This window comes from Rhodococcus yananensis, assembly GCF_020515525.1.
Taxonomy (GTDB): domain Bacteria; phylum Actinomycetota; class Actinomycetes; order Mycobacteriales; family Mycobacteriaceae; genus Rhodococcus; species Rhodococcus yananensis.
Window position 1 is genome coordinate 85704 of record NZ_JAIYEP010000008.1, and the last position, 11640, is coordinate 97343.

Sequence of the window (11640 nt, forward strand, 5' to 3'; positions counted from 1 at the left end):
CGGCTCCGCCGCTCACGATATCCCGATGTCCTCGTTCCACAGGTCCGGTTGTTCGTCCACGAACCGGGTCATCAGCGCCACGCAGCGCGGATCGTCGAGCACCGTCACGTCCACGCCTGCCCCGGCGAGCCACTCGATCCCACCGGCGAAGGTCGCCGCATCACCGACGACGACGTGCCCGATACCGAACTGGCGGACCAGCCCGCTGCAGTACCAGCACGGAGCGAGGGTGGTCACCATCGTGGTCGACCGGTAGTCGCGACGGCGTCCGGCCGCACGGAAAGCCGCGGTCTCCGCGTGGACGGACGGATCACCGTCCTGCACGCGACGGTTGCGGCCGCGTCCGAGCAGCGTGCCGTCCGCGTCGTAGAGTGCCGCGCCGATGGGCACGCCGCCCTCGGCGAAACCTGCTTCCGCCTCGGCGAGCGCGCACGCAAGCATTTCGTGCGGGTCGAGAACCATCGGCCGCCCTCAGGTGACGGTGATGGTCATGTCGGCGAACGACGCGGCCAGATCGAGATGTTTGCGCATACGCAACGACAACGGCCACACGCCGGGCCGTTTGGCCTGCACGTAGAACACACGCTCGCTGGTTGCGCCCGGCAGCGGATTCTTGGACGGGACGAACCGGATGTCGCGCAGGTTCAGGCCCTTGCCGATCCGCGTGGTCGACCAGCAGTAGTCGCGGGAGGTGTTCTCCGGCAGGTGCAGTTCGATCGTGTCGCCCACATCGACCGTCAGATCGTGTGGACCGGTGGTGATGTGCTTCATGGAGTCAGAGTACGACCGAAATGTGATCCCGACCACCCGATTCTCCATCACGTCGGCGCGGGCACCGATCAGTGCCCGTGCAGGCTACCGGTACGCGGTGGCCGCACACGGACGCGAAGGCGAGGGGCCGGGGCACGGTCGTCCACGTCGAGGAACCCGCGTCGAGGACACCGGAGCGCTCGGGCGACGCGACGGACCGGGCCCCCGAACCGCTCAGTCGCCGGAGGGATCCTCCGGGTATCGGTAGAAACCCTCACCCGAGGCGAGTCCGAGCTTGCCCTTGTCGATGTAGTTCTCCTTGAGCCACGCCGCGAGTTCCTGCGCGTGTGCATCACCGTGCGACATGATGTTGTACGGGGTGGTGAACCCGATGATGTCGAAGATCCGGCAGGGACCGATCGGTGCACCGGTCGCGACCATCCACGTCCTGTCGACCGCTTCGGGGTCGGCGTAACCGCCGGCAACGAGGTCCACCGCGGCGTTCAGGAACGGAACCAGCAGGGAGTTCAGGACGTATCCGGCCTTCTCCTTGTGCAGTTCGATGGGAACCATGCCGATGTCGTTCGCGAAGCCGACGACCGCCGAGTACACCGCCGGATCGGTGTCGGCCGTGCCCATCACCTCGGCGGTGTTGAACTGCCACACCTTGTTCGCGAAGTGCAACGCGAGGAAGCGTTCCGGTCGGCCCGTGAAGTCCTTCAGGTCGCTCGGCAACAGTGTCGACGAGTTCGTCGCGAAGATGGCCGACTCGGGCGCGAGTTCGCCGATCTTCGTGTAGATCTCACGTTTGAGGTCGAGGATCTCGGGAACGGCCTCGATGACCAGGTCGGCGTCCGTCACCGCCGCGGCCAGGTCCGAGGTGAGGGTGATCCGATCGATTCCTGCTGTCACAGAGGAGGAGTCGGCCCCGGGGACCTCACGGGTGTATGTCTCGGCGAGCTTCGTGAACCGGTCGCGGGCGGCCGCGAGCGCGTCCTCACTGACATCGTAGGAGGTGACCTCGAATCCCTTGAACGCCGACTGATATGCGATCTGGGATCCCAGGACACCGGCGCCCAGAACCGTGACCTTGCGGATGTCGACCAACGTTTCGCTCCCTCGTTCGGAATGCCGTCGCGGGCGACCGGAACCGGTGGTGGATCCGCAACCGAGTCCGGACGCACGAAAATCTACCACGGTCGATGATGCAGGCGGGGCGAGCCGGACACGTCACCGGCGACACCCGCACACAATGCGAACTCGTCTGGGTATCAGTCGCATTCGCCGGATTCGGGACGGATCACCCCGGCGTGAGAACCACCGACAGCGCGCCGCTCCGGGCAAACAGCGACCGCAGCGCCGGTGACACGTCGCCGTCCGTGCGGGTCGCCCCGGCGAACGCCGAGACAGGCGGGACACCCAACAGGATCTGTGGTCCGACGACGGGGCGGCCACCGATGAGGAGCAGGATCTCCTCGTCGACCTGCCGCACCATCACGTCGCATCGGCCGCACACGTCACCCAGAACGACCGCGACGAACTGCTCGCCGTCGCCGTCGTGCACGACCAGCAGCCGCACCGAGTGATCCCCGCAGTCGACACGTTCGTCGAGATCGGACACCGCGCGGCGGCGATCACGCTCGGACAGCTCGATCCGAGTCACATCGAACGGAGCCCAGGCATCGGAGTGTCCGGTTCCGCCCGGTCCCGTCGGATCGGTCCCGATCGCGGGGGCCTCGGTGTCGAGCAGCGCCACCATGACGCACCTCTCTCTGCCTTCGTCCGTTCCTGTTGCGCGTACATCCACGATGCCGCCCTCTGCCCCGTATGTCGCGCGTAGTCGATTACGTGTTTCGCAGCATCGAACGGATTACCATCGAAGGATGGATCGGCGGTGGCCCCTGATTCCACGGTGCGAGCTCGACCTGATCGTCACCGCTCTGTCCGACCCCGCACGGGGCGGTGCCGTGCTCACCGGCGGTGCGGGCGTCGGCAAGACCACTCTGGCCCGGATGGCGACCGCGGAACTGGACTCACCCGTCCGCTGGATCGCCGGCACGGAGTCCGCCCGAGGTATCCCACTCGGGGCGTTCGCGCACCTCGTCCGCGCACCCGCCGCGCAGGATCCGGTGTCGTTCCTGGCGACCGCCCGGGAAGAGCTGCTGCACGATCACGGCGACGGGTCCGACCGACTCACCCTCGGTGTCGACGACGGTCACCTCCTCGATCCGCTGTCCGCAACCTTCCTGCATCAACTCACCCTCGACCGCGAGGTGCACGTGGTCGCCACCGTCCGCAGCGGCGAGGCCGTGCCGGACGCCATCACCTCGCTGTGGAAGGACGAACACCTCCTACGTGTCGACGTCACCCCGTTCACGCGGGAACAGAGCATCGACCTCGTCGAATCCGTCCTCGACGGCCCGCTCGAGGACCTGAGCGCCGAGCTGATCTGGCGGGCCTCCGGCGGCAACGCCCTGTTCGTCCGCCATCTCGTGGAAGGCGCCCGAGACGCCGGCACTCTCCGCCGAACCGGTGGCGTGTGGCAGCTGCGGGGAGGAACGGCGATCACGCCGGAGCTGGCGTCGCTGCTCGAACACCGGCTCGAGCATCTGCCGGCAGAGGTCGTCGACGTCCTGCAGCTCCTCGCGTTCTGCGAACCGCTCGACCTCGACGCGCTGTGCTCACTCACGGGCGACACTCCCGTCGAGGAGGCCGAACGCCAGGGATTGATCGACATCACCGACGACGGCCCACGCCTGACCGTCCGGTACACGCATCCCCTGTTCGGAGAGGTCATCCGACGTGAGATCGGCCGGGTGGCCGGGCGCCGCCTCCGCGGGCAACTCGTGGACGCGCTCACCGGGCATCCCGCTCAGGGCCCCGTCGAACGGATCCTGCTCGCCGATCTGGCACTCGACAGCAACCGTCCCGTCGACGCCGATCTGCTCACGTCCGCCGCGCACGACGCGATCACCCTGGCGAACGCACCGCTGGCCGAGCGCCTCGCGCGCGCCGCGCACCGACAGTCCGCGGACTTCGACTCCGCCGAGCTCCTCGCCCGTGCCCTCATGTGGCTCGGACGCGCGACGGAGGCCGAGGAGTTACTGGCGGCGTACGATCCCGAATCGCTCGACCAGGCCCGACTGATCCGGTGGGGCACGTCCCGCATCTCCAACCTGTTCTGGGCCATGGGGTCCGCAGACCGCGCCGACGCGGTTCTGGCGATCCTCCGGGATCACGTCACCCACCCCGGACTGCACCGGATCGTCGACGGAATCGAATGCGCCTGCGCGGTCTTCGCGAATCGCCCGCACGATGCACTGACGACCGCACGCACCGTCCTCGATGCCGAGCATGCCTCTCCGTGGGCCGTGGAGTGGGCCTGCTTCGGCGGCGGCCTCGCCCTGGCCGTGATGGGACGCGGACACGAGGTACCCGCGATGGCCACCCGCCGCGCGGCGGTCGCCCACCGCGTCGACGGCCTGTTGCACTTCCCCGCTGCACTCGGCGAGGTTCTCGCCGCCCTGCACGTGGGAGACCTCGCCGCCGCCGAACATCTGGCGCTGCGCTACCGGGACGAGGCGGAGAGCCAGAGCCACTCCTACGAGCGGGTGGTGTCGAGTGGCCTGTTCATCGCCTGGGGGTTGGCGAACATCCTGGTGGGCGCCGTGGAGATCGCCCGCGGCCGATTCGGCGACGCCACCCGCCGGCTCGAGCAGGCCGTCGCCGCCCTCGACCCCGGCACCGCGCCGAGCGGTGGTGGCGCCGAGGCGCCGGGTCCGTCCGGCGCGGTGTCGTGGAGCGTTCCCGCATACATCGCGCTGGCCCGTGGGTGCGCCGCTCTCGGCAGGTTCCACGAAGCACGGAACGCGGTCGTGCAGGCGCGTTCCCGCAGCGGTCGGCACGTCGCGGTGTTCGAACCGACCCTGGTGGTCGCGGAAGCGTGGTGCACGGCCGGCCGCGGTGAGGTGTCGGTGGCCGTCACCCAGGCGCGACGTGCCGCCGCGATCGCCGCGGCGGCCGGTCAGTCGGCGATCGAAGCCGAGGCGTTGCACACCGCGACCCGATTCGGTGATCGCACGACGGCGGGTCGACTCACCGCTCTGGCGGACGTGTGCGACGGTGCCCTCGTCCCCATCATGGCCGCACAGGCCCGGGCGCTGGCCGACGGCGACGGCGACCTGCTGCGCTCGGCCGCCGTACGATTCGAAGACATCGGTGCGCTGCCCGACGCTGCCGACGCCTACGCGCAGGCCGCCGTGGCGTACGCCGACGGTGCACCGGGACGCGCGGCGCTCGAGTCCGCGGCGGCCGCCGCGGCGCTCGCCGTGCAGTGCGACGGATTCTCGTCACCGGCGCTCGAGCAGGCCGCGCATCCGCTGCCGTTGACGAGTCGCGAGCGGGAGATCGCGTCCATGGCAGCTGCAGGGCTGTCGAACAGACAGATCGCGGAACGACTGGTGGTGTCGGTGCGGACGGTCGAGGGCCACATCTACCGGGCATGCACCAAGCTCGATGTGTCCGACCGCGGCGCTCTGGCCGACATGCTGCGGGACGCCGGTCGTTGACCGGCCCCGCTGCGCTTCGGCCATCGGCTGTCGCTCGGTCACCGACCGAGTTGCCGTAGCACGTACTGAAGGATGCCGCCGTGGCGGAAGTAGGCCGCTTCGGCGGGTGTGTCGATCCGGACGGGCGCATCGAACTCCACGTCCCCGGCCCGCACATGCACGGTCTCGGGGATGCCGTCCGCCGCCGCGAGTCCCGTGATCGTGAACTCCTCCTCTCCGGTGATCCCGAGGCTCTCGGCCGAGGTTTCCTCCGGGAACTGCAACGGCAGCACACCCATCCCGATGAGGTTGGACCGGTGGATTCGTTCGTAGGAGCGCGCGATCACCGCGCGCACCCCCAGCAGAAGGGTTCCCTTCGCCGCCCAGTCCCTCGACGACCCCGATCCGTACTCGGCACCGGCGAGCACCACGAGCGGTGTACCGTCCTGCGCGTACCGCTGGACGGCATCGTAGATGTCCATCCGTTCGTCGGTGGGCAGGTACCGGGTGACACCACCTTCGACCCCCGGGACGAGTCCGTTGCGCAACCGGATGTTCGCGAAGGTCCCTCGGATCATCACTTCGTGGTTGCCGCGTCGTGATCCGTAGGAGTTGAAGTCCGCGGGATCCACACCGTGCTCCTGCAGGTAGCGCCCGGCCGGGCCGTCACGTCGGATCGATCCCGCCGGTGAGATGTGATCGGTCGTCACGGAGTCCCCGAGCAGGGCCAGCACCCGGGCACCCTCGATGTCCCGGAGCGGTTCCGGGTCCGCTGGCATTCCGTCGAAATACGGTGGACGCCGCACGTACGTCGACGTGTCCTTCCACTCGAACACCTCACCCGTGGGGACATCCAGGTTCCGCCACGTGTCGTCGCCGTGGTAGACGTCCGCGTAGCCGGATCCGAACATCTCGGAGCGCACACATTCGTCGATGACGTCCTGGATCTCACGGGTGTCCGGCCAGATGTCCCGCAAGTACACGGGTTTGCCGTCGTCGCCGACGCCGAGCGGGTCCTCGAAGAGATCGACGAGCATCGATCCAGCCAGTGCGTACGCGATCACCAGCGGCGGCGACGCGAGGAAGTTCATCTTCGTCTGGGGGTGGATGCGTCCTTCGAAGTTCCGGTTGCCCGACAGGACGGCGGAGACGTTCAGGTCGTGCGCGTCGACCGCGGCGGCGATCTCGTCCGGTAGCGGTCCGGAGTTGCCGATGCACGTGGTGCAGCCGTAACCGACCAGGTAGAAGCCGAGCTTCTCGAGGTACGGCACGAGACCGGCACGCTCGTAGTAGTCGGTGACGATGCGGGATCCGGGGGCGAGTGTGGTCTTGACCCACGGTTTGCTGCGCAGCCCCTTCTCGACCGCCTTTTTCGCGAGCAGCGCCGCGCCGATCATCACCGAGGGGTTGGACGTGTTGGTGCACGAGGTGATCGCGGCGATCACGACGTGACCGTGGTCGAGTTCGAACTCCGGTCCGTCACCGACCCGTACGGCGACCTTCTCCGAAGGCGGTGTTCCCACGTCGGTGTCGGGTACGGGATCGCGGGGCGGCGCGCTCGTGTCCGGGCCGTGTACGGACACCGGGTCGCTGGCGGGGAACGATTCCATCGAGGCCTCGTCGAGCCCTGCCTCCTGCACCCGCGACACGACCTCCGGGACATCCGCTCCACCGAGCAACGCGCCGACGGCTGTCGGGGCGAGCGCGACGGGAATGCGGTCCTGAGGCCGTTTCGGTCCGGCGATCGACGGCGTCACCGTGGAGAGATCGAGTTCCACGACCTCACTGAAGTCGGGTTCGCGGGCGGGATCGTGCCACAGTCCCTGTTCTTTCGCGTAGGCCTCGACGAGCCTGACCTGCGCTTCGCTGCGCCCGGTCAGTCTCAGGTAGTCCAGGGTGACGTCGTCGATCGGGAAGATCGAGATCGTCGACCCGTATTCGGGGCTCATGTTGCCGATGGTGGCGCGGTTCGCGAGCGGGACGTTCGCGACTCCCGGTCCGAAGAACTCGACGAACTTGCCGACCACACCGGTCTTACGGAGCATCTCGGCGACGGTGAGCACGAGGTCCGTCGCGGTGGTCCCCTCTCCCAACTCGCCGGTGAGCTTGAATCCGACGACCTGTGGGATCAGCATGGACGCGGGCTGGCCGAGCATGGCCGCCTCGGCCTCGATGCCTCCGACACCCCACCCGACGACGCCGAGGCCGTTGACCATCGGTGTGTGCGAGTCGGTTCCCACGAGTGAATCGGGGTACGCGTCGATCCTCCCGTCCGCGGCCTCTCGGGTGAACACCACCCGGGCGAGGTACTCGAGGTTGACCTGATGGCAGATGCCGGTACCGGGGGGCACCACCTTGAAGTCGTCGAATGCACCCTGCGCCCAGCGCAGCAGTTCGTAACGTTCGCGGTTGCGGGTGAATTCGAGGTCGGTGTTGATGCGGAACGCATCCTCGGTACCGAACACGTCGGCGATCACCGAATGATCGATGACGAGTTCCGTGGGGATCAGTGGATTGATGCGGGTGACGTCACCACCGCGCGCGGTCATGGCGTCGCGCATCGCCACGAGGTCCACGACGCAGGGCACGCCGGTGAAGTCCTGCATGAGGACTCGGGCGGGCGAGAACTGGATCTCCGGGTTGTGTTCCGATCGGGGATCCCAGTGCGCAACGGCCTCGATCTGCGGGCGGGTCACGAGGTGACCGTCCTCGGTGCGCAGCAGATTCTCGAGGAGAACCTTGAGGCTGTAGGGAAGCCGGCCGGAGCCGGGAACGCGGTCGATGCGGTGGATCCGGTATGCGGTGTCGTCGACCGTGAGGGTGTCGCGTGTGCCGAAGCTGTCGTCGCTCATGATGTGCCTCCACAACTGCATGTGCTCGGCGAGGCGTGGGCTGGTGCTCGCCGAGTGCGGTCACCGTGCAGGCGACGGTGTGTCCTCGACGCTACGACGAGATCGCCGGCGCGTCAGGCCATCGGGGAGAACCGCATCATGTGAGTCGATCCGATCCGCCACGATCGGCGGCGGAGTACGGAAGGTTGCCCTGCCGTCACCACGCGAGACGTTCGCCCGCTCGATGCGGGCGAACGCCGGCGGAGTCGTCGTACTCCTCGAGGCCACACGGATGAGGCGGACGGACCGGTTCTACTCGCGGGGCAGGATGTGGTACTCGTGCAGCAACCGACCGATCTCGTTCTCGTCCAGCTTCTCACCGAGTCGTCGGCGCAACGCCTTCGGCAGCGGAACGTCCTCCTCCTTCTTGTCGTTGAGGAAGTAGGTCGCCTGCAGTAGCGTCCGGATGTCGTAGGTGGATCCGTACACCTCCGGCACGCCCCGGTCGATGCCCAACAGTTGGTAGGCGGCCTCCATCCCCGTACGCACCGAATACTCGGTGGTGAAGATGCAGTCGCGGGTGGTCTCCGCGAACTGACCGATGAACGCGAAGTTGGTCGCATGCTCGGGTACCACGGCGGGACGATCCCCCGCCTGACGCGGCATGAAGAACGCCGTCACGTACGGCATCATCACCGGAACGGTCTTCGCGCCGTCGGCTGCGAGATCGTCGATGTCCTCGACCGGAACGCCCAGGTGGTACAGCCATTCCCGGGTGATCTCCTCACCGGTGCACTCCTGCATGGGCTTCTCGACGTAGTCACCCGGGACGTCGACGAACAGCGCGTACACCCAGACCACGATCTGGTCCTTCGACTGCTGCTTGAAATGCGGCTGCCGGTTCACCGTCCAGCTCAGCAACCAGGTGGAATCGCGAGCGGTGACGATGCCTCCGGTGACGACACGCCCGCTGAACGGATCCCGTTTGCACACCTTGCGGATGTACTCCGGGATGCGCTCGTCGAGGGTCGTCACGGTGGCCGACTCCCACTTGGTCTCCGGGATGTGGGATCCGAAGACGTCCGGGCGGCCGAACGCAGGGTCCTTCGCCGCGATGCGGCGCCACAGATCCCACGCCGGTGCCGGCCCCTCGTCGAGGCGCGCGGGCGTGTGGTGGTCCCCGTTGTCCGAGTTCTCGGTCAGCGAGCCGATGGTGGTGAGCACGAGGTCGTCTTCGCCGAGGTCGACGCCGCCCGGGGTGCCCTCGGAGACCCAGTGGATGCGTGTGGCCGTCTTCTCGTCGGCGGAGATCGCGAAGTCGATGTCGGTGACCTCGGTATCGAACCGGAAGTGCACGCCCTGATCCAACAACCACCTGTACAAGGGCAGGACGAGAGATTCGTACTGGTTGTACTTGGTGAACTTGAGCGCGCTCAGATCCGGCAGGCCCCGGATGTGGTGCACGAATCGGTGCAGGTACAGCTTCATCTCGAGCGCACTGTGCCATTGCTCGAAGGCGAACATCGTTCGCCAGTACAGCCAGAAGTTGCTCGCCAGGAAGTCCTCGCCGAACACCTCGTCGATCCGCTTGTTCTCGAGTTCGTCACGCGGAGTCAGGAAGATCTTCATGATGTCGCGCTGTGCCTTCGAGTTCAGACCGAACTCGAAGTCGGTGTGTGCATCCTGCCCGCGCCGCTCGGTGACGCGCTGCAGCGACGAGTTCGGATCGTCCTTGTTGAGCCAATAGAACTCGTCGAGCACGCTGGCGTCCTCGACCTCGAGGGACGGTACCGAGCGGAAGAGATCCCACAGGCATTCGAAATGGTTCTCCATCTCGCGTCCGCCGCGGATGACGAAGCCTTTCTTCGGCTCCTTGATCCCGTCGAGTGCGCCGCCGGGAAGTTTCAACCGTTCGAGGATGGTGATCCGGTCGCCGGACATCCGGCCGTCCCGGATCATGAACGCCGCGCCCGACAGCGACGCCAGCCCGGAACCGACGAACCATGCGGTCTTGCGGTCCACTCCCTCCGGCTTACGCGGTCGAGCAAATGCCTCGTAATTGCCGCTGCTGTAATACATATCGACCCATCCCTCCGATCGCTCCCCACAATCGTCGGCCGGCGCCACCCGACCTCCCGAAACGTAACACGCGCATCCCGGTAGCGGACGCGGTTACCCAGATCCGGTGGAATATGCACGCACACAATCACATTCCGGTCAACCCGGTCGATTCACCCACTCTCGACGGCACGACTGCGCCGCGATCCGGCGCGCGAGCGGGGAACGAAGGTCGCACGGAACGCCGTCGACGCCGTCGCACACGCGGCGCCGACGAATCCGAGTCCGCTCGCGATCACCGGGAGCGCCGACGCGGCAACACGTTCGTGGACACCGACGTCGCATGCCGAGGCGGCCGGATCGGCCAGCTCGGTCAGGTCCGCCGCGGGGATCCACGTCGGGGCATCGTCGGCGGAGGACCGGAAATACCACATGACGAGATGCAGGGAAGATGAAACCAACACGCCGAACGACAGATGCCTCCAGTCGGCGTGTTGGAATTGGTAGATCATCTTTCCTGCAAAACCGCAGGTAGAAGATGCCGACGCGTTTCCCGTCGTGCAGCTACATGACCCGATGACAGACCATTCCAGGAATTGAGTCAGGAAAGCCTAACCTAGGCTGACGGCAACTCTGTCGGTTCTGGGCGCGGTCAGGCGGTCGGCTGCCAGACTGCGAGTTCGCATCCGCCCGGCTCTCGGAAGTGGAAGCGCCGGCCGCCGGGGAACTCGAACGTCTCGACGGTGATAACGCCACCAGCCGCTTCGATATCCCGGCGCGCCTTATCGAGATCATCGGTGCGAATCGTCACCAGCGGCGCACTCGGCCGCTCTGCGGAGTCCTATTGAAACCCAAGACCGATTCCACTGTTACTCACGTCGGTGTACTCGGGGCCGTACGCGGTCGCCTTCCACCCGAACGCTTGCTCGCAGCAACGCCCGGAGGCGTCCGCCGAGTCGGACGGGAACTCAACGAAATCCACGGCGTACATGGGCGCGGACACTACCACGCCATACACATCGAACTGTCGAGTCGCTCCGGACGCGTGACACGCCGACGTCCTGAGCGTCCGAGTTTGGACGGACTAAGCCTCAATGCACCGATCGGCTGATGCTGTCGTCGTGACTTCCTTTGCGCGCCTTCGGGCAGAGTGTGGAGATAGCTGACCGCCCGACCGCTCGTGCCGGGTTGTTCCACTGGATCTTTCGTGTCGTAGACGGGCAAGGACGAGCCGGTTAGCTGACGATCGGCCGGTTTCGTCCGAACACCGTGTCGAACAGGGTGTTCCACGCCGGTTCCCACGGCCAGCTCTGGGGTAGATGCAACGTCAACCGGCGTGCCGACGACGCGATACGTGCGGGAACCGACACGATGGTCCGCCGGATAGTGCCGGTGGTCGCCTTGACCAGCTTCGGATCGCCGGTGACGGCGGCCGCGGCGCGGGTGAGGTTGAA

At 66.9% G+C, this 11640-nt stretch carries 9 protein-coding genes and 1 pseudogene; 1 reads left to right on the plus strand and 9 read right to left on the minus strand.

Annotation, left to right across the window (positions count from 1 at the left end; translation table 11 throughout):
• Positions 1–12 precede the first annotated feature (12 nt).
• From LDQ05_RS03560 to LDQ05_RS03575, 4 genes are all read right to left on the minus strand, one after another.
• Positions 13–462 (minus strand): nucleoside deaminase, encoded by a 450-nt coding sequence (locus LDQ05_RS03560; RefSeq protein ID WP_226435522.1) that lies wholly within the window; start codon positions 460–462, stop codon positions 13–15.
• 9 nt (positions 463–471) lie between these two features.
• On the minus strand, positions 472–771 hold the full coding sequence (locus LDQ05_RS03565; RefSeq protein ID WP_226435523.1) for a protease inhibitor I42 family protein: 300 nt from the start codon (positions 769–771) through the stop codon (positions 472–474).
• 213 nt (positions 772–984) lie between these two features.
• On the minus strand, positions 985–1857 hold the full coding sequence (locus tag LDQ05_RS03570; protein WP_226435524.1) for a 3-hydroxyacyl-CoA dehydrogenase: 873 nt from the start codon (positions 1855–1857) through the stop codon (positions 985–987).
• Between the two features lie 193 nt (positions 1858–2050).
• Complete coding sequence (locus LDQ05_RS03575; RefSeq protein WP_226435525.1) at positions 2051–2509, minus strand: hypothetical protein; 459 nt, start codon at positions 2507–2509, stop codon at positions 2051–2053.
• Between the two features lie 124 nt (positions 2510–2633).
• On the opposite strand from LDQ05_RS03575, the gene LDQ05_RS03580 reads away from it, so the two are divergent.
• A complete protein-coding gene (locus LDQ05_RS03580) occupies positions 2634–5318 on the plus strand; it encodes a helix-turn-helix transcriptional regulator (RefSeq protein ID WP_226435526.1) in 2685 nt (894 codons plus the stop codon).
• Positions 5319–5356: 38 nt separating this feature from the next.
• On the opposite strand, the gene LDQ05_RS03585 is transcribed toward LDQ05_RS03580, so the two are convergent.
• The 5 genes and pseudogenes from LDQ05_RS03585 to LDQ05_RS03605 all read right to left on the minus strand — a co-directional run.
• Positions 5357–8149 carry an aconitate hydratase gene (locus LDQ05_RS03585; RefSeq protein ID WP_226435527.1) on the minus strand — a complete coding sequence of 931 codons (2793 nt, stop codon included), beginning with the start codon at positions 8147–8149 and terminating at the stop codon, positions 5357–5359.
• Positions 8150–8440: 291 nt separating this feature from the next.
• Complete coding sequence (locus tag LDQ05_RS03590) at positions 8441–10207, minus strand: oleate hydratase (protein ID WP_226435528.1); 1767 nt, start codon at positions 10205–10207, stop codon at positions 8441–8443.
• A gap of 152 nt (positions 10208–10359) precedes the next feature.
• Positions 10360–10698, minus strand: a complete 339-nt coding sequence (locus tag LDQ05_RS03595; RefSeq protein WP_226435529.1) for a hypothetical protein — start codon at positions 10696–10698, stop codon at positions 10360–10362.
• Between the two features lie 140 nt (positions 10699–10838).
• Positions 10839–10997 (minus strand): VOC family protein, encoded by a 159-nt coding sequence (locus LDQ05_RS03600; RefSeq protein ID WP_226435530.1) that lies wholly within the window; start codon positions 10995–10997, stop codon positions 10839–10841.
• 424 nt (positions 10998–11421) lie between these two features.
• Positions 11422–11640 (minus strand): annotated as a pseudogene (locus LDQ05_RS03605) (IS1380 family transposase); the annotation flags it as partial.

Coding starts and splice junctions, on each gene's coding strand:
- LDQ05_RS03560 (WP_226435522.1), bottom strand. CDS start 462: ATGGTTCTCGACCCGCACGAAATGCTTGCGTGCGCGCTCGCCGAGGCG.
- LDQ05_RS03565 (WP_226435523.1), bottom strand. CDS start 771: ATGAAGCACATCACCACCGGTCCACACGATCTGACGGTCGATGTGGGC.
- LDQ05_RS03575 (WP_226435525.1), bottom strand. CDS start 2,509: ATGGTGGCGCTGCTCGACACCGAGGCCCCCGCGATCGGGACCGATCCG.
- LDQ05_RS03580 (WP_226435526.1), top strand. CDS start 2,634: ATGGATCGGCGGTGGCCCCTGATTCCACGGTGCGAGCTCGACCTGATC.
- LDQ05_RS03585 (WP_226435527.1), bottom strand. CDS start 8,149: ATGAGCGACGACAGCTTCGGCACACGCGACACCCTCACGGTCGACGAC.
- LDQ05_RS03590 (WP_226435528.1), bottom strand. CDS start 10,207: ATGTATTACAGCAGCGGCAATTACGAGGCATTTGCTCGACCGCGTAAG.
- LDQ05_RS03595 (WP_226435529.1), bottom strand. CDS start 10,698: ATGATCTACCAATTCCAACACGCCGACTGGAGGCATCTGTCGTTCGGC.